This is a genomic window from Ruegeria sp. D1(2025), assembly GCF_056536425.1.
Map to the genome: position 1 here is coordinate 56,848 of NZ_JBQFPO010000003.1, position 18,102 is coordinate 74,949.

Below are 18,102 nucleotides of genomic sequence, written 5' to 3' on the forward strand. Positions count from 1 at the left end.
GATAACGGTGATTACCGCAAAGTTCGGGGTAAGGCCGTTACTCCACCGTAATCGTAATCACCTCGGACACAATCGGCGTCGCATGCGGTACGTGGCCCGCATCGCCCAAAACCAGTTGCAGCGTGTGTTCGCCCGGCTCAAGGTCCAGCGTTACCTGGGTCTGGCCGCCACCGAAATGCAGGTGGTTGTCGTCTGCGGGCAGGCCATAGGACAGCTCATCCGCTCCGTCCTCGCCCTCACCCAATGGTGGGCGGTCGATCAGCAGGTGGTGATGCCCGGTGTTTTCCTTTTCCGTCCCCGCAGGGGCAACCCCCATGCCGCTGAGGCCAAACACCACCGTGACCGGCGACTGGACGGCGTCACCATCCGCGAGATTGACAAAATAGACCCGGGCGTCGGGGTTTGACGGCGTCTCACCCTGGGCCAGCGCAAGCGAAGCGGACAGGCAAAGCGCGGCAACACCAATAAATGTTTTCATGATTCCCTCCCTGGACACAAATTTGCCATTCTCAACATAGCACGATTGGGCAATTGTCCCCTGATTTGCTGACAATGCACGTCCTGTAGCGCGCATGGAAACCACTGTTTCAGCGTTTCCCATGTGCAAACGATCCGAATCAAATCCCAGATATTATCCCATGTCTGCCCCGTTTCCGCCCAAGTTCAGGGCCATGGTTAGGCAAAGAACCAAGACCTGGGGTACGCGAATGGACCGATTGACCGAAATGGAAGCCTTTTCCAATGTAGTGGATCAGGGCGGCTTTACAGATGCGGCCAAAAAGATGGGCATCTCCAAATCGGCTGTCTCCAAGCATGTATCGAGCCTTGAGGCACGATTGGGTGCTAGACTGCTGAACCGGACAACGCGCCGCGTTTCGCCCACCGAGATCGGGCTGGCATATTATGATCGTGCCCGCCGCGTGCTGAATGACGCAGGCGAAGCGGACGCGCTGGTGACATCGATGCAGTCCGCCCCGTCCGGTCTGCTGCGGATCAGCGTGGCCACGGATTTTGGTGTGAATCACCTGTCGCCTGTGTTGTCCGGCTTTTTGTCGGCCTATCCCGACATCACCGTGAACATGGTGCTGAACAACCGGTACGTGGAGCTGATCTCAGAGGGGTTCGACGTCGCAGTGCGAATCGGAGAGCTGGAAGACAGCACGCTGCGCGCGCGCAAGCTGACCGAAACCGTCAAACGGATGGTTGCGGCCCCCAGCTATATCGAGAAATACGGACGCCCGCAGAAGATTGACGATCTGAACGAACACAAGTTGCTGCATTATTCCAGCCAGTCATCAGGCAATGTCTGGAAACTGACTGCACCTTCGGGCGAAAAGCGGCAGGTTCGCACCGCCGGATGGCTGAGCGTCAATGACGGGCAATCCCTGCTGAACGCCGCCATCTCAGGGTTGGGTATCGCCTATCTGCCCAGCTATCTTTATGCCGACGCGATGAAGTCCGGAGCGGTACAGGACGCGATGCCGTCCCTGCCGGATGAAGTACAGGGCGTCTATGCCGTCTACCCGCCCGGCCGCTTCACGCAGCCCAAGGTAAGGGCATTCATTGATTTTCTGGCTGATTCATTCAGCGACAAGGGTCCGATGGACTGGTAAATTCTCCCCGTGGAAACTGAACGGCCCGCACGCCTGTTGTGCGGGTCTTTTTTTGTCGCAGCCTAGGCAGGTCTGTTTGACACCTAATTGATCAGCAAAACCGCCTCGACCCGGCGATTAAGATCACGGCCTTCCGGCGTTGCATTCGAGGTGATCGGTGCCAGATATCCAACCCCTTCCGCCTCGATCCGGTCCGGCGCGACGCCATGTGCCTCGATCAGGCGGGTACGGACCGACTGGGCGCGTTTTTTGCTGACCGAGATATTGGCTTGCAGGTCGCCGGTGTCATCGGTGTTGCCCACAAGCGCCAGGCGCAGGTCGGGATTGTCACCCAGAAATCCAGCCAGCAGCGCCAGCGAGGCAAACGGACCCTCGCCCAAATCAACTTCACCGGTGCTGAAATGCAGGTCGTCCAGAATGACGTGCCCATTCTGCTGCAAGTCCGCCAGCAGGCCACCTTCGGTTTCGACCGTTTCCTCGACCACAACCGGGGGCGGCGCGGTTTCCGCCACTGGTGTAACACGGATCATCTGCACGTACCCGTCGGGCGGATTGCGGCTGACCAGCAGGCTCAGCACTTCCTGATCGCGCGAGGCGGACAGAAAACGATAATCCTGAATGGCGACATACATGTCGGGTGTCGGAACCACTTCGATGCCAAAGCGGAAATCGAAACCGCCACAGGCGCGGGCCTCACATTCGAACCCAATATCAAAGCCCTGCGCGACAAGCTGATCCCTGAGCGGGGCCAGAATCTGCAACGTCGTGCTGGATCCGGCCTGAAGCTTCCAGGTAAAGCGTTCGACCCGCCCCTCGACCTCGCGTGTCGGGACTGCGCCATCGGCGAACGGACCGGTCGGCAGCGCGTAACTGTCCAGCGGGCTGGTACGGTCGCTGATCTGACGGGCACCGGTTGGCATCGTCAGGTCCTGCGCCGCTGCCGGAGCGGCCAGCATCAACAGGCAAAGGGCAACGCAGCGGATCATCTGAACTGGGCGTGATAATCGTCGTTCGGGACCATACCCGTGGCGCTGGCCACCCGGTTCGACATGTTGAAAAAGCCGGTCACGTTGGCGATGTCCCAGATATCACGATCCGAGAAACCAACGTCACGCAGCCGCTGGCGGTCGGTTTCCTCGATCTCAGCGCTGGCTGTCGTCATTCTGGCGGCGAAATCCAGCATCGTACGCTGCTTGTCGTCCAACGGCGCCACGCGGTAGTTCATCACCAGCATCTCGCCCAGCTGCGGGTTGCCGGACAAATGCCGGACGGCTGCGCCATGGGCCACAAGGCAATAGAAACACTTGTTGATGGACGAGACCACAACCGCAATCATCTCGCGTTCCAGCTTGGTCAGCCCGCTGTCGGCCAGCATCAGATCGTTATACATCGCGGTGAACGCGTTCAGCTTGTCGATATCAAACGCATTGGCCTTCAGCACGTTTGGCACCATGCCCAGCTTTTCGACACAGATGTCGAAATACTTCTGTGTCTCGGGCGGCAGCGGGTCGACCATGGGCAGGTTCAGCGCTGTGGGCATGTCTTGATCGGGCACGGCTGTCTTTCTCCTCAGGCCAGCTGGCGGTAGTGATACTCTCCGGCGATCTCCATCCCAAGGGAGTGATAGAGACGATTGGCGCCGGTATTTGCCTTGGTGCAGATCACGCTAAAGATATGGGCGCCGTTGTCCAGCGCCCAAAAGGCCGCGGCGCGCATGGCCCATTGTCCCAGACCCTGTCGGCGATGTGCGGGCAGGATTTCCAACGCATGCATCATGGCAACCCCTTCATGTACCGCCACAAATCCAACCCCCGCCGGTTGGTCCTTGCGCCGCAGAAGCAGGCCGGTCTTCGGGCCATCCGCCCGATCCATGACGGCCAGACGCTGCGGCCCGATACCGGCCGTCGCCCAAATCTCGCACATGATCGCAAGCGGTTTCCAGATGGTAAAAACAGTCACGCGCGGCACCGGCACGTCCGTCAAATGCCCGACCGGGCAGGCGTAGATGTTGACCGGATCAAGCACCGTGTAGCCGCGTCCGGCAAGCTGGGCATCCAGCGCGTCGTCCCCCGGACGCAGACAGAAGAGGCGTTTCTGCCCCAGTTCCACCATGGCTTTCTCGGCCGCATCAATATCGGCTTCGGTCGCGGAAGAAGTCGCACTGGCGGCGGACACCCGAGAGCCGCCACCCTGCCCTTGCCGCAGCCGGAACGGCCCGATTGTTTCGTACGCGGCGGCTGGCCATGTGCCATCCACCACGGCTTCCCAGTTGACGCTCAAAGCTGAAGCTCTTTCGCCAGGCGGGTGGTTGCGGCGTCGATGCGGGCACCATCGGTGCCGCGCACAACGACATTGGCACCAAAGACCCCGTTGATCTGGAACGGGTAGCAACCGATGGTCAGATCGGAAAACTCCTCGGCCAGCGACGCCAGGGTTTGCGCGATATCCCCTTCACCGCGGTCAATGCGCAGGGTCTGCGACAACAACGGGCTGCCGCCGGTCAGCGTGGGCAGAACACTGGCCACCATGGCCTGAAAGACGGAGGGCACCCCAGCCATCACATGCACGTTTTCGATGGTGAAGCCTGGCGCCGTCGAGACCGGGTTTTCGATCAGTACGGCACCGTCCGGAATGCGCGCCATGCGCAGACGGGCAGCGTTCAGGTCCAGCCCCGACTTGTCGTAATGCGCCTCGAGCAGGGCGCGCGCGTCGGCGCGAATGTCAATTGGGGTGTCAAACGCGCGGGCGATGCAATCGGCGGTGATATCGTCATGGGTCGGGCCGATGCCACCGCTGGTGAAGACATGATCGTGCGCATCGGACAGCGCCCTGACCGCCGCCTCGATGGCCGGTGCCTCATCTGAAACGATGCGGACCTCTTTCAGGTCGATGCCGTGCTTGGTCAGCTCCTGAGCAAGATAGTGCATATTGGCATCGCGGGTGCGGCCGGACAGGATTTCATCCCCGATCACCAGCATTGCGGCGGTTGGATTGGCCATGTGCGCTCCCCTCTTGATCGACCGTTTGGGCAGGTATAGGCCGTGAGACATGCGATTTGAAACCCCTCTTGTCCCCGCCCGCCTGATCCGCCGATACAAACGCTTCTTGGCCGACTGCACGCTTGAGGACGGGCGCGAGGTTACAGCCCATTGCGCCAACCCCGGCTCAATGATGGGGCTGGCCGAACCGGGTGAGCAAGTCTGGCTGGAGCCCAATGACGATCCGAAGAAAAAGCTGAAATACGGCTGGCGGCTGGTAGATCACGAAAACGGACATTTCACCGGGGTCGATACATCGGTTCCGAATAAAGCCCTGCGCGCAGCACTGAACGCCGGTCAAATCCCGGAACTGGCGGCATATGAAACCATCCGAGCCGAGGTGAAATACGGCCAGAACAGCCGCATCGATTTCCTTCTGACCGGGCCTGGCCTGCCGGACGCCTATGTCGAGGTCAAAAGCGTCACCCTGTCCCGCCAGCCCGGTCTGGCCGAGTTCCCAGACAGCGTCACCGCGCGCGGCACCAAACATCTGGGCGAGCTGGCGGCGATGGCCACACAAGGACACCGCGCCATTATGCTTTATCTGGTGCAGCGCACCGATTGCGACCAGTTTGCGCTGGCCGACGATATCGACCCCGCCTATGCGGCCGCCTTCGAGGCCGCGCAGGCGCAGGGCGTCGAGCGGCTGGTTTACGGAACGCGGATTTCGCCGGAAGGTGTTTGGGTAAACCCGAGACCCATTCCCACCTAAAGACGCCTTGCACGGCGCAGGCGTTTCGTTTCAACCCAGATTTGGATCACCACACAGATACCGACGGGTTACCTGCGTTTCCTGACAAGGTGGAGTTCATGGGTCTCCTTGAATTTGGGCCTCTTACTTCACGGCGTCTTGAGCCTCTTCTTACACTTCCGGCCAAAGCTCCGCATCCAGTCGCTTCACAAATGGCGCCAAGTGATCCTCCACCTCGCGCCAACGCCCGACCGACGACGTGCTGACGGGCCGGCGGACCTGAAGGCTGCTGGCGGTTTTGACCGCGTCCGATGAGGATTGCGGCGTCAGCATGCTTTCTTCGAACGACAGGTCGCAAACTTGGGCAAGCTCGGCTGCCGCGTCCTGCAGATTGTTGACCAGATACTCGTACCGGATGTCGTGAATACGGCCCGGCAGTTCCTTGTGCCAGTGCTGCATGTAGCGGCGGTAACGGTTGGCCTCGGCCGCCATCCATTTGAAGTCATGCGTGAAATACATCCCCTGCGCGCCGAAATTCTCGCGCCACATCGACAGGGCGACGTCCCTTGGATCGCGCTGGACGTTCAGGATCAGCGCATTGGGAAAGGCCTGTGCAATCGCGCCGAGATAGGCGTAGTTGCCCGGCATCTTGTCCACAAAGGCCGCGGCGTCCCGGTTCAGCTCGGGCAGGCGCTCGACATAGTAATCCGCCAGTGGTTGCGCCTGTGAATTCAGGCTTTCCTCTTTCATCACCCAGAACTGAACAGTGGCAAGCTCTCCCAGCCCCTGTACCTGTGAATGTGCCGACAGGATACGCTCGACCAGAGTTGTGCCCGATCTGGCAAGGCCGACAACGAAGATCGGTCGGGGAATGTCGGTTCGCGGGTCCGAAGATTCCTTCGGCAAAGGCGCAGCAAGACGGTCGCGGCATTCCTTCTCGCGGCTCTCCTCCAGACTTTCCAAACCGTCGCGCCGCAGTTCGTGCGCCTCGTCCAGATGATGCATCTCCTGCGCCAGGTCCTTGTCCAGACGCGCAAGGCTTGCGGCAGCGAAGTGAATCAGCGAGGCACTTTCACGGTTGGCGATCGGCCCCTCGCCGAGGAATTTTGAGACCTGAGCCCGCAAGGCAGGCAGATCGTCCTGCTTCAGGCCCGGCAACTTGCAAATGAACTCCAGTGTTTCCGGATGACCGGGCGCCAAGGCAAGCGCGAGACGTGCGTGTTTCAGGGCTTCGTCCAGCCGACCGACCCCGGCCAGAGCCTTGGACAGGCGCAATTGCCCGTACTGAAATTTGGGATGCTGTCTGACAAGCGCCGTCAGGAGCCCGACCGCATCGTCCCAGCGGCGCAATTCGTCCAGAATATCGGCTTTCAGGCACTGCGCCTCGAGATTGCCGGGCTGGCGCTTTAGCACCAGATCAACGGCTTCCAACGCCTTTTGTTCCTTCTGCTCTCGCAGAAACGCCATCGCGCGAATGAACTGCTGGGGTGGCGTCAGGGGCGCGCGCGCGCCGATTTTGTCAATGAACGCCAGCGCCTTGCCAGCGTCGCCACCCTGAACAAGGCTCATGCCGTAATTCTGGATCAAATCCGCGTTTTCGGGTTCCAGCCGCCATGCCCGTTCGAAATAAGTCTGGGCCAGAGGGAACTTGCCCTGCTGGATCGCACACAGACCGGCAAGCCTTGGTAATGCCGACACGTTCGGCCATTTCTTGGCGGCCTTGGTTGCCCGTTTGAAAGCCCGATCGGCCCGGCCTTTCCTGAGCAGATCGCTGATGCTGGCGATTTCGGCCCTCAGCTGATCAGCTTTTTGCATTGCCATGCCTTTCTGTCATTTGCGCAAACCCGGCGGCTTTTGCCATGTGCTATTTCATTCTACCCGCAGGGTCTACCAGAGATGAGGCAACCCTCCGACTGCAGGTGCTACCCTGCACCCTCTGGTACTTTCTGCGCAAGCAGCGTAAAAGGAATGCTGCGCGACACATTTGGAGCTTAGCGTCGATGAAAGAGCATCGTGGCCGTCTGACCAAGGACGGCATCCGCATTTATGAACAGGGTGACTTTGCCGGGATGCATGCGGCAGGGGCGCTGGCGGCGCGGATTCTCGACGACATTGCCGACCATGTTTTTCCGGGCCAGACCACGGGCGCGATTGACGGTCTCATCACGCAGATGGTCGAAGATGCGGGCGCGACTTCGGCTACTATCGGTTACAAGGGCTATCAGCACGCAAGCTGCATCAGCGTGAACCACGTGGTCTGCCACGGCATCCCCGGCGACAAAAAGCTGAAAGACGGCGATATCCTCAATGTCGACGTCACCGTCATTGTTGATGGCTGGTTCGGCGACACGTCGCGCATGTATGTTGCGGGTAAACTGCCGCGCAAGGCGGAACGGCTGATCCAGGTAACCCATGACGCATTGTTCAAGGGCATCGAAATGGTCAAGCCCGGCAATACGTTCGGCGATATCGGCCATGCCATTCAGACCTATGTCGAGGCCCATCGGATGAGCGTTGTCCGCGATTTCTGCGGCCACGGTCTGGGCCGGGTCTTCCATGCGCCGCCGAACGTGCTGCATTACGGTCGCCCGGGTACCGGAGCCAAACTGGAAGAAGGCATGTTCTTTACCATCGAGCCGATGGTGAACCTGGGCCGTCCCGAGACCAAGACCCTGGCCGATGACTGGACCGCCGTGACCCGCGACAAGTCTCTTTCGGCGCAATTCGAGCATTCGGTAGGGGTGACTTCGGACGGGGTCGAGATCTTTACCCTGTCACCGGGCGGAAAGTTCCACCCGACCTATTCTTCCTGATCGGCAGCCTGCTCGCGCAGCAGTTTCAGCAGCATCGTCTCGTCACCCCATGGGGTGATTGCGTCGTGGATAAACACAGGCGCGCGACGCGGTTTTGGCGGCGGGCCGGTCGTTGTGTCGGTATCGGATGTGATCGTCCAGAACTGAGACGGTAAGGCGCGGTCCATACCAGGGATGGTAGCACGCCCGGCTCAGATTCCCAAAAGCCGCGGGGCGTCGGCCATGTCGTGAAACACCTCGGCCCCCAGTTGCGCCAGAGATGCCCCGTCGTCATGGGCGGCAAACCCCAGGCACCGCATTCCGGCACGAATGGCGGCAGTGACGCCATTCACACTGTCTTCGATCACCACCGGGGACATCGAACCGAAACGTTCAGCGGCGGCCAGAAACATATCCGGCTCGGGTTTGCCGGTTCCCAGCACATGGGCGGAATACATCACATCGCTGAACCGGTCCCACAGCCCATTCTGGCCCAATGTGATCCGCATCTTGTCCGGGCTTCCATTGGACGCGACACAGAACGGAATGTCCTTCTGATCCAAAAGCGTCAGCAGGCTTTGCACACCTGCCACCAACGGCACGCCCGCTCGCAGCTTTTCGTATGTTTCCGCATAAACCTGATCGGTCCAGTCGTCGGACAGGTCCGCACCCAAGGCCCGCGCTTTGTCCCGGACACCTGTCATGGTTCCACCCACGAACAGAGACATACACTCCGGCAGTGACAGGCTCAGCCCGTATCGCGCCAGATTTTCCATCAAGACCCGGTTCGAGATGACCTCACTATCAACCAGAACTCCGTCGCAATCGAAAATGACCAGATCGTGCATACGGTCCTCCGCCTGTTTTCGGTTGAGCTGGCCGAGGATCGACCAGCCTGCAAACCTGTGCCCGGCGTCACACCGCGCAGGTCGTTTCAATCCGAAACGCCACGCTGCATCAATGAGATATGGGTGTCGCCGTATTTCCGTGTATCCAGCAGGCTGAACCCCTCAGGTACAACCATGGCAGAGTTTTCTTCCCAGACCAGAACCGCGTGGTCGCTGATCCAGCCGCCGGTCAGGGCAGCGGCGATTGCCTTCTGGCCCAGCGCCTTGCCGTAGGGCGGATCCAGAAAGATCAGATCACAGGGTGCGCCGGGGTTTTCCCCCAACCGGGTCGCATCGCGGCGGATCAGGTTGGTGCGGTCGGCACTGCGGGTCAGGTCGATATTGCGTCGGATCAGCCCCTGCGCCACGCGCCCGTCATCGACAAAGGTCACATGAGATGCTCCGCGTGACAGCGCCTCGAGCCCCAATGCGCCTGTGCCCGCGAACAGGTCCAGCACCCGCAGGCCGTCAAATTCGATCTTGTGGGCCAGAACGTTGAACAGGCTTTCACGGACCCGGTCCGTGGTGGGGCGCAGATGCGCGCCTGCGTCCCCCTTGCCGACCGGGGCCAGAGCGCGGCCCCGGAAGTCTCCGGCGATGATCCTCACGCCTTGAGCAGCGGTTTCAGGTCCGCGTCGGGGTCGGCCACAGTCGCCGGATCCGCCGTCTTGCCCATTTCGATCAGGCGCTTGCCGACCATGTAGGCGCGCGGGTCGTTCATCGCATCAACGGCAATCAACCGATCCCCGCTGTAATACCAGAACGACACCGTCTGACCCTCGCCCTTTCGGGTCACAACGCGGTCATAACCGGTGTTCAGCCCCGCGATTTGCAGTTTCACGTCGTACTGGTCTGACCAGAACCACGGCGTTGCAACATAGTCCTTTGCAGCCCCCAGCATGTTCTGGGCCACGATCTCGGCCTGATCGATGGCGTTTGGCACGCTTTCAAGGCGGATACGATCGCCCTTGTGCGGGAAGGACGCGCAGTCGCCCGCCGCCCAGATCGACGGGTCAGAAGTGCGGCCATGGGCGTCGGTCTTGATGCCGTTGTCCAGTTCCAGGCCTGCCATTTCAGCCAATTGGGTCGACGGGGCGATACCAACGCCGACCACCACGAAATCAACCGCAAGCTCGGTGCCGTCGGTCAGTACCGCGCCGGTGACCTTGCCGTTGTCGCCAACCAGACGGTCCAGCCCGACGCCTTCGCGGATGTCGGCGCCATATTCACTGTGCAGGGCGCGGAAATAGTCGCTGGTCTCGCGGGCAGCGACCCGTTGCAGGATGCGGTCGGCCATCTCGACCAGCGTCACCTTGACTCCGCGCTTGGCGCAGACCGCCGCAGCCTCGAGGCCAATGTAACCGCCGCCCACGATCAACGCGCGTGCGCCGTCTGTCACACGGGGCTCCATCTCGTCGATATGGGCCAGATCACGCACCACGTGCACGCCGTCCAGATCCCCGCCTATGGATGCGGGCAGGCGGCGCGGGTCCGATCCGGTGGTCAGTGCCAGCTCGTCGTAGGGAATGACCTCATCGCCCAGAGTCACGGTTTTTGCCTTTGGGTCGATGGCGGTGACACGCTGGCCGAGACGCAGGGTGATATTGTTCTCGGCATAGAAGCTTTCGGGTCGCAGGAACAGGCGTTCCAGCTCCATCTCACCCAACAGGTAGGCTTTGGACAATGGCGGGCGCTGGTAGGGCAGATGCGGCTCGGCCCCGATCAGGGTAATGTCCCCCTCAAACCCGTCCTTGCGCAGTCTGGCAACTAGCGAAGACCCGGCCTGACCGGCACCAATCACGACAATATGGCTCATGTTCCTCCCACCCTGTCGAATTCCCGTGGTTAACTTGATCCGCTCACCTATATTGCGGCAGGGACCGACTCTGCAAATCCAAATGACAGGAGCGCTAAAATGATTTCAACAGGTGATATGCTGCCCGAGGCCACGCTGACCCAGATCGGTGCGGAAGGCCCGGAAGAGGTTCGGGTGTCGGACAAGACCAAAGGGCGCAAGGTGGTGATTTTTGCCGTACCGGGCGCATTCACGCCGACCTGCCATTCGGCGCATGTGCCCAGCTTCATGCGCACCAAGGATCAGTTCAGCGCCAAAGGCGTCGACGAGATCATCTGCATCTCGGTCAACGATCCGTTCGTGATGAAAGCATGGGGCGAGGCGACGGGCGCCTCGGATGCGGGCCTGACCATGCTGGCCGATGCGGCATCCGAGTTCACGAAAGCCATCGGAATGGATTTCGACGCCCCGCCCGTCGGTCTGATCGCGCGGTCGAAGCGTTATGCGATGCTGGTCGAAGATGGCCGGGTCGTTGCACTGAACCTCGAAGAAAGCCCGGGCGCATGTGAAATTTCGGCCGGCGAAGGTCTGCTGGACGTCATCTGAAATTGCTGGCCCCGGGGCAAGCCGGGGCCGGTTAAGTTGCATTTAACTTGATGCAACGCCCCGAAGTGCGAATACTTGGCGCATATAACCGGGGAGTTTGTTTATGATGCTAAAGATTTTTCCTTTGATTTTAGGTGGCGCAGGCTTGTTGGCGGCCTGTGGACCGGCCCCCACACCGCAGCAGCAAGCCGCACGGCAGCATGAGATTGCGTGCCTCAGCGGGACCTTGGGTGGTGCGCTGATTGGCGGGGCCATCGGCAATCAGTTTGGCGGCGGATCGGGCCAAACGATCCTGACGGCAGCCGGTGCGGCAGCCGGTGGCGTGTCCGGTCAACGTTACGCGTGCTGAGGAGAGGCAGGATGAAACGTGGTATTATAGTGATCATGGCCATGATGATGGCCGGTGCCGTTTCCGCGGAAAGCGTCGCCGAATTGCATGAGGGCGAGCTGAACGCCATCGACGGAAACAACGATGGCTTCCTGTCGCGGGACGAGTTCAACGCCTTTTCCGACTATGCCTTTCAGGCAATGGATGAGGACAAGAATGGCACCCTGGGTCAGGCCGAGGCGAAACCCTTTCTAAGTCTCGACATGTTCCGGAAAGTGGACCGCAACAACGATAGCCAGGTTTCTCGTGCCGAATATGACGCACAGATGAACGAAGATTTTCTGGCCGCCGACCAGGACGGCAATGGCCAGCTGGACTGAAACGGACCGGCCCCGGAACAACCGGGGCTGATCTGATGGGACGGGAGCCCTTGATGAACAAATGGATTGGCCTTGGCGTTCTGAGCGTGATGGCGGCCTGTGACGTCCCGCAGGCCCCGGTGGTGACAGGCCCCGACGGGCAGGCGCGTATCCAGATCAACACCAATGGTCTGACCTGTTATCAGACACGATGTCTCGATATTAACCCGGCGGCGCGCAGCGTCCGGTCGATCGGCAACAAGACAACCCGGATTCCCGGCGGCATCAATGTCAGCGATGGCACGGTTACTCCGGCTGAATTCGAACAGATGGGCGTAGCCGCGTCATTGGCGGGCGGTGTGGGCTCGGGCAGTGACCGGGGCTAGAGCAGACTGTCCATCTTGCGCGCCAGCTTGGCATCCAGCGCGGAAAGGCCGCCTACGTCATGGGTGGACAGGACCACTTCGACGGTGCGGTAGATATTCGACCATTCGGGGTGGTGGTTCCACTTTTCCGCAAAGATCGCCACCTGCGTCATCCAGCCAAAAGCGTGGACAAAATCCTCGAAGATAAAGGTTTTTGTGATTGCATCCCGGTCATCGACCATCGTCCAGCCGTTCCTGAACAACGGATCCAGTAGCGGGCCGCGTGTCTCGGTCGACAGTAGTTCGGTCATTGCTGTTCCTCCGGGTTCGATTTTCTGAACGGGCCATAGTCCGTCAGAATCTCAATCTCTTCTCCCACCGCGCGGGCTTCGGCGTCCAGATAATTCTGCACAGCGTCCGCAAATCCCGGATCGCCGATCCAGTGCAGACTGTGCGTACGCGTGGGCAGATAGCCGCGGGCCAGCTTGTGCTCGCCCTGCGCGCCCGCCTCGACCCGTTTGAGGCCATGAGCGATAGCGAAGTCGATCGCTCTATAATAGCACAACTCGAAATGCAGACAGGGGTGATGCTCGACACAGCCCCAATAGCGTCCGAACAGCGTTTCACGCCCAATGAAGTTCAGCGCCCCGGCAACCGGATACCCATCGCGTTCAGCCAACACCAACGCCATGTCATCTGCCATGGTTTCCTGTGCAATATCAAAGAACTGGCGCGTCAGATAGGGCGCGCCCCACTTGCGCGACCCGGTATCCTGGTAAAAGCGCCAGAAAGCGTCCCAGTGGTCGGGATGCAGATCCGCGCCTGTCAGTGTGCGAATGTCTCCGCCGAAGCCGTTTGCCTGTGCGCGTTCTTTGCGGATGTTCTTGCGCTTGCGGGACGACAGCGCCCTCAGAAACGCATCGAAATCGGTGTAGTTGTCATTGAGCCAGTGAAACTGCTGCGAGGTTCGGTGCATCAGTCCCATCTGCTCACCTGCACGCGCCTCATCATCGGTACAAAAGGTTATGTGAATTGACGAGACCCGGTTGTCGGCTGCCAGCTGCACCGCGCCCTGAACCAGCGCCGACGTGCCGATACCTTCATAGCCGGGCCGCACCAGAAGACGACGCCCGGTTGCCGGGGTAAAAGGTACCGCAATTTGCAGCTTCGGATAGTAGCGCCCGCCGGCATTCTCATAGGCATGGGCCCAGCTGTGGTCGAAGATATACTCGCCCTGGCTGTGCGATTTGGCATACATCGGGGCGGCAGCAATCAGCATCCCGTCCAGATAAGCCGTCAGATATTGCGGCTGCCAGCCGGTACCGCGCCCGACCGAGCCGCTTTCCTCGAGTGCGAGCAGGAACCGGTGCGTGGTGAACGGGTCCAGCGGACGACCACCATCATCAGTCTCGGGACAAGCGCAACTGTCCCACTCGACTGCAGGTATCTGCGAGAGCGACCCAAGAACCCGAACCTCAATCTGCGCCTGATCCATATCCCCTCCCGCGTCTGTTCTTTATCTGTGACGGCCCGGGGCGGGATCAACCCGGATGTGCCGCCAGATACCCCTCGAAGGTCACGTTTTCGGCAACCTTGCGCGCCTCGGCCTCCTGCCCGGGCGAGCGAACGGTCCAGCACAGGATCGGCACGCCACGCGCCTTGAGTTCAGCCACGCGGGGGCGGGAAAGGTCCTCCGCCTCGTGACTGATGAAAGCGGCACCGACCCGGTCGAAATCCGGGATTTCGCGCAAGTGGTCGCAAACCTTTTGCGGCAGAAGCTCCACCTTTGGATCGTAGGAACACGTGACCAGACCACGTGGCAGATGCGGCGCAAGCCGCGCCAGTTCCGCAACGCTGTTGGGGTTGAAGGACATCAGCGCCACGGGGCCTTCATACCCGCGCAGTGCCCGCACGGTGTCGTGTTCCAACGGCCCGATATCAGTGCCCATGGCACCGTCCTGATCCTTGAGCTCGATCAGCAGTGGTACCTTGCCCCTAATCAGCTCCAGCACCTCGTCCAGCGTGGGAATGCCGTCATCGCCATGCAGCAGAGACGTTGCCTGTGCCTGCGCGCAGGTGGTCTGACGTATCGGGCCAGGCCGCCCTGTCAGCCGGGTCATGTCATAGTCGTGAAATACCATGGCCCGGTCATCGGCCGTCAGTTGCAGATCAACCTCGATGCCGTACCCGGCCGCGACAGCCGCGCAAATGGCCGCCCGGCTGTTTTCCGGGCGGTGATCCGCAATGTCGTGCAACGCCCGATGTGCAATCGGGGCTCGCAGGAACTCTGCTGGCAGAGATGGCGTCATTGGACTTCGAAAATGCCTTCGATCTCGACCGCGACACCCAGCGGCAGGGATGCCGCACTGACAGCCGAGCGCGAGTGGCGACCGGCTTCGCCCAGCGCCTCGACCAGAAAATCGGACGCGCCGTTGATGACCTGCGGCTGGGCCGTGAAATCAGCGGTCGAGTTCACAAAGCCGGTCAGCTTGATAACGCGCACGAGATTCTCGATATCGCCGCCACAAGCCGCCTTGACTTGGGCCAGCAGGTTAATGGCGCACACCCTGGCTGCAGCTGCGCCTGCCTCGACATCCATGTCGTCGCCCAGTTTGCCGGTGATCAGATCGTCGGCCTTGGAAATCTGACCCGAGACATAGACGATGTTGCCAACACGTACGAAGGGCACGTAGTTCGCGGCCGGTGCGGGTGCGTCGGGAAGGGCAACGCCCAGGCTTTCCAGTTTCGCTGCAATGCTCATGTGATGATCCTCACCTTGTTTGACTTGGGCGGACGCTAACCGCGAACACGCGGTTGGGAAAGCTGGAAACCGTCATTTTTCATCGCTGAACGGCTTTGGCGAAACTTTTCTTATTCTGAACTGTTGAACTTGAGTCACTTTACCTACTTCCTTTCGGCGGGTTAAACGCTATGTGTTTCAAAGTGATTGCGAAACACATATGTGACGGCGAATTGGGCCTTGAAGCGCTGAAAAAGGCCACATTGATTAAGTATCCGGTGTACCCGCAACGGATGTATTGGAGTAACGAAGACCGTGTCGAGTAAATTCAGCCTGAAACCTCTGATCCTGCTGTCTGTGTTTGCTGTCCTGAGCGCCTGCGCATCCCAACCGCAGGACGAAGCCGTACGCGGAGAAATCTTTGATCCGTATGAAAATGCCAACCGGGGCATCCACAAATTCAACCTTGGCGTTGACCGGTTTCTGTTTCGTCCCGCCTCGAAAGGCTACGTGAAGATCGTGCCCGACCCGATGGTCACAAGCTTCAACCATTTCGCCGAGAACCTGACCATGCCCGGTCAGGCCCTGGACTATCTTTTGCAGGGCAATATCAAACAGTCCGGCAATGCGCTGCTGCGGTTTCTGATCAATACGACAGTGGGCGGTGTGGGCCTGTCCGACCCGGCAAGCGAATTGAACCTGCCGCCAGTGGACACGGATTTCGGTGAAACCCTGCATGTCTGGGGGGTCGGTGAAGGCGCCTATGTCGAACTGCCTTTCTATGGTCCGTCGACCGCGCGGGACTCGGTCGGTGTGATCGTCAACCTGTTCTCGAACCCGATCAATTTCAGCCCGGTCCGCCCGGTGGACAACATCGGCGTCTATGCCGAAGTTGTGCGCCGGATGGGTGACCGGGGACGGTTTGCAGACACGGTCGACTCGATCCTGTATGAAAGCGCCGACAGCTATGCCCAGGCGCGCACGATCTACCTGCAAAATCGCCGCTTTGAACTGGCCAGAGACGATGAGGACGCCTATCTGGGTCTTTATACTGACCCCTATGCCGAAACCGGAACCGACCCTGTCAGGGACCCCTATCTAGACCCCTACGAGGACCCCTATGCCGAATAACCCTCTGAACAGACGCGATTTTGTTGCCACCGGATTGGCAGGCCTTGCGCTTGCCCTAGTCCCCCTGCCAGCGCTTGCCCAGACCGAAGCCAGTGCCAAGGCTTTGGTTGTCAGCGTTGTTGACGACATCAATCGCGTGATCGCCTCGGGCAAATCCGAAAATGCCATGTTGCGCGATTTTGAAAAGATCTTCGTGCAATATGCCGATGTGCCGATCATGGCGCGTTATGTGCTGGGCGCCGACGGCCGCGCGGCCAGCCCAACGCAGCTGAAACAGTTCACCAAGGCGTTTCAGGGCTACATTTCCACCAAATACGGTCGCCGGTTCCGCGAATTCATTGGTGGCGAAGTAACTGTTCGCGACGCGCGGAAAATCAAGGCTGGCTACGAGGTCAGAACCTCGGTCAAGCTAAAAGGATCCGCGCCGTTCGATGTAACCTTTCTGGTCTCGGACAAATCCGGACGTGACCGGTTCTTCAATATGTTCATCGAAGGGGTTAACATGCTGCTGACCGAACGGACCGAAGTTGGAGCGATGCTGGATGCGCGTGGCGGCGACCTGAACAGGCTGATCAAAGACATGAACCGGCTCAGCTGATCCCATTCGAGAGATCAAAAAAGCGCCGCGCGAAACCCTCGCGCGGCGCTTTTTCATTTCAGTTGAGGCGTTCGCCGGTCTCTTCGGCGAAATAAGACACTTTGCTCATGTCGAAGGCCAGGTTCAGCATCTGACCAGCCTGTGCGCTGGTTTCCGCATGCAGGCGCGCCGTGACCTGTTTGCCGCCCAGTTCCGAGACCACATAAGTGTCCGCGCCTGCAGGTTCGACCATATCGACCATGCACGCAGCCTCCTGTACGCCCGCTCCGGCACGAAAGCCTGCTTCGGCGATATCCTCGGGGCGCAGGCCAAGGATCACATCCTTTGGCAGGGACAAGTCGCGGGCATCGTTCAACACCAGTGTCTCGCCCGCTCCGCGCGAGATAGCGATCTGGGTGCCTGACCCAGTGTTCGATGCTTTGGCCGGGATCAGGTTCATCGCGGGCGAGCCCATGAAGTCAGCGACAAACAGGTTGGCCGGATTGTTGTAGATCTCGGCCGGGCTGCCGATCTGCTGCACGATGCCGCCTTTCAGAACGACGATCTTGGTGGCCAGCGTCATCGCCTCGATCTGATCATGGGTCACATAGACGATTGAGGCATCCAGCGTCTGGTGCAACTTCTTGATCTCGGTCCGCATCTCGACCCGCAGCTTGGCGTCAAGGTTGGACAGGGGTTCATCAAAGAGAAACAGCTTGGGATCGCGCACCAGCGCCCGCCCCATCGCCACACGCTGACGTTGGCCACCAGACAACTGGCTGGGACGACGGTTCAGCAACTGCTCGATTTGCAGCAGTGACGCGACCTCTTTCAGTTTCGCGTCCTGCGTGGCCTGGTCGACGCCTCGCACCTTCATACCAAAGGTGATGTTTTTGGCGACAGTCATGGTCGGATACAGAGCGTATGATTGGAACACCATCGCGATGTCGCGATCCTTGGGGCTGACATGGGTCATGTCGTTGCCACCGATGGAAAGGGTGCCGCCCGAGATCGGCTCCAGACCTGCAATGCAGTTCAACAGGGTGGACTTGCCGCAGCCCGAGGGGCCGACCAGCACCAGGAAATCGCCCGGTTCGATCGAGATGTTGATGTCCTTCAGAATCTCGGTCGCACCGTAATTCTTATACAGGTTGTTGATATCGAGGATGGGAGCCATGGG

At 60.1% G+C, this 18,102-nt stretch carries 24 protein-coding genes; 9 read left to right on the top strand and 15 right to left on the bottom strand.

Features of this window, described 5'->3' with window-relative positions:
- Positions 1-37 precede the first annotated feature (37 nt).
- The gene (locus ACR1XU_RS09685) at positions 38-478 is read right to left on the bottom strand and encodes a DUF4399 domain-containing protein (RefSeq protein ID WP_480906030.1); all 441 of its coding nucleotides are present in this window, start codon (positions 476-478) and stop codon (positions 38-40) included.
- A gap of 229 nt (positions 479-707) precedes the next feature.
- Between ACR1XU_RS09685 and ACR1XU_RS09690 the strand changes: the two genes are divergently transcribed.
- Positions 708-1,613, top strand: coding sequence for a LysR family transcriptional regulator (locus tag ACR1XU_RS09690; RefSeq protein ID WP_170679902.1), 906 nt, complete (start codon positions 708-710; stop codon positions 1,611-1,613).
- Between the two features lie 83 nt (positions 1,614-1,696).
- On the opposite strand, the gene ACR1XU_RS09695 is transcribed toward ACR1XU_RS09690, so the two are convergent.
- Genes ACR1XU_RS09695 through ACR1XU_RS09710 form a run of 4 tightly spaced genes read right to left on the bottom strand, consistent with a single transcriptional unit; the run spans position 1,697 to position 4,612 of the window.
- Positions 1,697-2,599 carry an OmpA family protein gene (locus ACR1XU_RS09695; protein ID WP_480906033.1) on the bottom strand — a complete coding sequence of 301 codons (903 nt, stop codon included), beginning with the start codon at positions 2,597-2,599 and terminating at the stop codon, positions 1,697-1,699.
- On the bottom strand, positions 2,596-3,168 hold the full coding sequence (locus ACR1XU_RS09700; protein WP_480906036.1) for a peroxidase-related enzyme: 573 nt from the start codon (positions 3,166-3,168) through the stop codon (positions 2,596-2,598). The genes ACR1XU_RS09695 and ACR1XU_RS09700 overlap by 4 nt, the downstream gene beginning before the upstream one ends.
- A gap of 14 nt (positions 3,169-3,182) precedes the next feature.
- Entirely contained in the window at positions 3,183-3,893 is a 711-nt protein-coding gene (locus tag ACR1XU_RS09705) for a GNAT family N-acetyltransferase (RefSeq protein ID WP_480906039.1), read from the bottom strand.
- Positions 3,890-4,612 (bottom strand): competence/damage-inducible protein A, encoded by a 723-nt coding sequence (locus tag ACR1XU_RS09710; RefSeq protein WP_480906042.1) that lies wholly within the window; start codon positions 4,610-4,612, stop codon positions 3,890-3,892. Before ACR1XU_RS09710 ends, ACR1XU_RS09705 begins: the two co-directional genes overlap by 4 nt.
- A gap of 49 nt (positions 4,613-4,661) precedes the next feature.
- Here ACR1XU_RS09710 and sfsA point away from each other — a divergent pair, with 49 nt between their 5' ends.
- A complete protein-coding gene (sfsA, locus tag ACR1XU_RS09715) occupies positions 4,662-5,363 on the top strand; it encodes a DNA/RNA nuclease SfsA (protein ID WP_480906046.1) in 702 nt (233 codons plus the stop codon).
- Positions 5,364-5,513: 150 nt separating this feature from the next.
- On the opposite strand, the gene ACR1XU_RS09720 is transcribed toward sfsA, so the two are convergent.
- The gene (locus ACR1XU_RS09720) at positions 5,514-7,163 is read right to left on the bottom strand and encodes a tetratricopeptide repeat-containing sulfotransferase family protein (RefSeq protein WP_480906049.1); all 1,650 of its coding nucleotides are present in this window, start codon (positions 7,161-7,163) and stop codon (positions 5,514-5,516) included.
- Between the two features lie 179 nt (positions 7,164-7,342).
- On the opposite strand from ACR1XU_RS09720, the gene map reads away from it, so the two are divergent.
- The gene (gene map / locus ACR1XU_RS09725) at positions 7,343-8,155 is read left to right on the top strand and encodes a type I methionyl aminopeptidase (RefSeq protein WP_170613008.1); all 813 of its coding nucleotides are present in this window, start codon (positions 7,343-7,345) and stop codon (positions 8,153-8,155) included.
- On the opposite strand, the gene ACR1XU_RS09730 is transcribed toward map, so the two are convergent.
- From ACR1XU_RS09730 to ACR1XU_RS09745, 4 genes are all read right to left on the bottom strand, one after another.
- Complete coding sequence (locus ACR1XU_RS09730; RefSeq protein ID WP_480906052.1) at positions 8,143-8,322, bottom strand: hypothetical protein; 180 nt, start codon at positions 8,320-8,322, stop codon at positions 8,143-8,145. The two genes, map and ACR1XU_RS09730, sit on opposite strands and share 13 nt — an antisense overlap.
- A gap of 24 nt (positions 8,323-8,346) precedes the next feature.
- On the bottom strand, positions 8,347-8,982 hold the full coding sequence (locus ACR1XU_RS09735) for an HAD family hydrolase (RefSeq protein WP_480906055.1): 636 nt from the start codon (positions 8,980-8,982) through the stop codon (positions 8,347-8,349).
- 86 nt (positions 8,983-9,068) lie between these two features.
- Positions 9,069-9,629, bottom strand: a complete 561-nt coding sequence (gene rsmD, locus ACR1XU_RS09740) for a 16S rRNA (guanine(966)-N(2))-methyltransferase RsmD (RefSeq protein WP_480906058.1) — start codon at positions 9,627-9,629, stop codon at positions 9,069-9,071.
- Positions 9,626-10,837, bottom strand: a complete 1,212-nt coding sequence (locus tag ACR1XU_RS09745; RefSeq protein WP_170824946.1) for an NAD(P)/FAD-dependent oxidoreductase — start codon at positions 10,835-10,837, stop codon at positions 9,626-9,628. Before ACR1XU_RS09745 ends, rsmD begins: the two co-directional genes overlap by 4 nt.
- 99 nt (positions 10,838-10,936) lie before the next feature.
- Between ACR1XU_RS09745 and ACR1XU_RS09750 the strand changes: the two genes are divergently transcribed.
- The 4 genes from ACR1XU_RS09750 to ACR1XU_RS09765 all read left to right on the top strand — a co-directional run bounded on the left by ACR1XU_RS09750 (position 10,937) and on the right by ACR1XU_RS09765 (position 12,495).
- Complete coding sequence (locus ACR1XU_RS09750) at positions 10,937-11,422, top strand: redoxin family protein (protein WP_480906062.1); 486 nt, start codon at positions 10,937-10,939, stop codon at positions 11,420-11,422.
- Between the two features lie 103 nt (positions 11,423-11,525).
- Positions 11,526-11,771, top strand: coding sequence for a glycine zipper 2TM domain-containing protein (locus ACR1XU_RS09755; RefSeq protein WP_170612996.1), 246 nt, complete (start codon positions 11,526-11,528; stop codon positions 11,769-11,771).
- A gap of 11 nt (positions 11,772-11,782) precedes the next feature.
- Positions 11,783-12,130 carry a hypothetical protein gene (locus ACR1XU_RS09760; RefSeq protein WP_321249801.1) on the top strand — a complete coding sequence of 116 codons (348 nt, stop codon included), beginning with the start codon at positions 11,783-11,785 and terminating at the stop codon, positions 12,128-12,130.
- Positions 12,131-12,183: 53 nt separating this feature from the next.
- Positions 12,184-12,495: a hypothetical protein gene (locus tag ACR1XU_RS09765; RefSeq protein WP_321249802.1), complete on the top strand. Its 312-nt coding sequence runs from the start codon at positions 12,184-12,186 to the stop codon at positions 12,493-12,495.
- Here ACR1XU_RS09765 and ACR1XU_RS09770 read toward each other — a convergent pair.
- From ACR1XU_RS09770 to ACR1XU_RS09785, 4 genes are read right to left on the bottom strand one after another with little or no spacing between them, the layout of a single operon-like run.
- Positions 12,492-12,785 carry a 4a-hydroxytetrahydrobiopterin dehydratase gene (locus tag ACR1XU_RS09770; RefSeq protein ID WP_170612990.1) on the bottom strand — a complete coding sequence of 98 codons (294 nt, stop codon included), beginning with the start codon at positions 12,783-12,785 and terminating at the stop codon, positions 12,492-12,494. The two genes, ACR1XU_RS09765 and ACR1XU_RS09770, sit on opposite strands and share 4 nt — an antisense overlap.
- Positions 12,782-13,969 (bottom strand): GNAT family N-acetyltransferase, encoded by a 1,188-nt coding sequence (locus ACR1XU_RS09775; protein ID WP_480906065.1) that lies wholly within the window; start codon positions 13,967-13,969, stop codon positions 12,782-12,784. The genes ACR1XU_RS09770 and ACR1XU_RS09775 overlap by 4 nt, the downstream gene beginning before the upstream one ends.
- Positions 13,970-14,015: 46 nt before the next feature.
- On the bottom strand, positions 14,016-14,783 hold the full coding sequence (locus ACR1XU_RS09780) for a glycerophosphodiester phosphodiesterase family protein (RefSeq protein WP_480906067.1): 768 nt from the start codon (positions 14,781-14,783) through the stop codon (positions 14,016-14,018).
- Positions 14,780-15,235 carry a RidA family protein gene (locus tag ACR1XU_RS09785; protein WP_480906070.1) on the bottom strand — a complete coding sequence of 152 codons (456 nt, stop codon included), beginning with the start codon at positions 15,233-15,235 and terminating at the stop codon, positions 14,780-14,782. The genes ACR1XU_RS09780 and ACR1XU_RS09785 overlap by 4 nt, the downstream gene beginning before the upstream one ends.
- Positions 15,236-15,529: 294 nt before the next feature.
- Here ACR1XU_RS09785 and ACR1XU_RS09790 point away from each other — a divergent pair, with 294 nt between their 5' ends.
- Positions 15,530-16,345, top strand: coding sequence for an MlaA family lipoprotein (locus tag ACR1XU_RS09790; RefSeq protein WP_480906073.1), 816 nt, complete (start codon positions 15,530-15,532; stop codon positions 16,343-16,345).
- The gene (locus ACR1XU_RS09795) at positions 16,335-16,943 is read left to right on the top strand and encodes an MlaC/ttg2D family ABC transporter substrate-binding protein (RefSeq protein WP_170612982.1); all 609 of its coding nucleotides are present in this window, start codon (positions 16,335-16,337) and stop codon (positions 16,941-16,943) included. Before ACR1XU_RS09790 ends, ACR1XU_RS09795 begins: the two co-directional genes overlap by 11 nt.
- A gap of 58 nt (positions 16,944-17,001) precedes the next feature.
- Here the strand turns inward: ACR1XU_RS09795 and ACR1XU_RS09800 are convergent, their stop codons facing one another.
- Positions 17,002-18,099 (bottom strand): sn-glycerol-3-phosphate ABC transporter ATP-binding protein UgpC, encoded by a 1,098-nt coding sequence (locus ACR1XU_RS09800; protein ID WP_321249806.1) that lies wholly within the window; start codon positions 18,097-18,099, stop codon positions 17,002-17,004.
- Between the last annotated feature and the right edge of the window lie 3 nt (positions 18,100-18,102).

Coding starts and splice junctions, on each gene's coding strand:
- ACR1XU_RS09765 (WP_321249802.1), top strand. CDS start 12,184: ATGAACAAATGGATTGGCCTTGGCGTTCTGAGCGTGATGGCGGCCTGT.
- ACR1XU_RS09760 (WP_321249801.1), top strand. CDS start 11,783: ATGAAACGTGGTATTATAGTGATCATGGCCATGATGATGGCCGGTGCC.
- ACR1XU_RS09755 (WP_170612996.1), top strand. CDS start 11,526: ATGATGCTAAAGATTTTTCCTTTGATTTTAGGTGGCGCAGGCTTGTTG.
- sfsA (WP_480906046.1), top strand. CDS start 4,662: ATGCGATTTGAAACCCCTCTTGTCCCCGCCCGCCTGATCCGCCGATAC.
- ACR1XU_RS09720 (WP_480906049.1), bottom strand. CDS start 7,163: ATGGCAATGCAAAAAGCTGATCAGCTGAGGGCCGAAATCGCCAGCATC.
- ACR1XU_RS09730 (WP_480906052.1), bottom strand. CDS start 8,322: ATGGACCGCGCCTTACCGTCTCAGTTCTGGACGATCACATCCGATACC.
- ACR1XU_RS09785 (WP_480906070.1), bottom strand. CDS start 15,235: ATGAGCATTGCAGCGAAACTGGAAAGCCTGGGCGTTGCCCTTCCCGAC.
- ACR1XU_RS09685 (WP_480906030.1), bottom strand. CDS start 478: ATGAAAACATTTATTGGTGTTGCCGCGCTTTGCCTGTCCGCTTCGCTT.
- map (WP_170613008.1), top strand. CDS start 7,343: ATGAAAGAGCATCGTGGCCGTCTGACCAAGGACGGCATCCGCATTTAT.
- ACR1XU_RS09775 (WP_480906065.1), bottom strand. CDS start 13,969: ATGGATCAGGCGCAGATTGAGGTTCGGGTTCTTGGGTCGCTCTCGCAG.
- ACR1XU_RS09770 (WP_170612990.1), bottom strand. CDS start 12,785: ATGACCGAACTACTGTCGACCGAGACACGCGGCCCGCTACTGGATCCG.
- ACR1XU_RS09780 (WP_480906067.1), bottom strand. CDS start 14,783: ATGACGCCATCTCTGCCAGCAGAGTTCCTGCGAGCCCCGATTGCACAT.
- ACR1XU_RS09735 (WP_480906055.1), bottom strand. CDS start 8,982: ATGCACGATCTGGTCATTTTCGATTGCGACGGAGTTCTGGTTGATAGT.
- ACR1XU_RS09745 (WP_170824946.1), bottom strand. CDS start 10,837: ATGAGCCATATTGTCGTGATTGGTGCCGGTCAGGCCGGGTCTTCGCTA.
- ACR1XU_RS09695 (WP_480906033.1), bottom strand. CDS start 2,599: ATGATCCGCTGCGTTGCCCTTTGCCTGTTGATGCTGGCCGCTCCGGCA.
- ACR1XU_RS09690 (WP_170679902.1), top strand. CDS start 708: ATGGACCGATTGACCGAAATGGAAGCCTTTTCCAATGTAGTGGATCAG.
- ACR1XU_RS09710 (WP_480906042.1), bottom strand. CDS start 4,612: ATGGCCAATCCAACCGCCGCAATGCTGGTGATCGGGGATGAAATCCTG.
- ACR1XU_RS09795 (WP_170612982.1), top strand. CDS start 16,335: ATGCCGAATAACCCTCTGAACAGACGCGATTTTGTTGCCACCGGATTG.
- ACR1XU_RS09750 (WP_480906062.1), top strand. CDS start 10,937: ATGATTTCAACAGGTGATATGCTGCCCGAGGCCACGCTGACCCAGATC.
- ACR1XU_RS09800 (WP_321249806.1), bottom strand. CDS start 18,099: ATGGCTCCCATCCTCGATATCAACAACCTGTATAAGAATTACGGTGCG.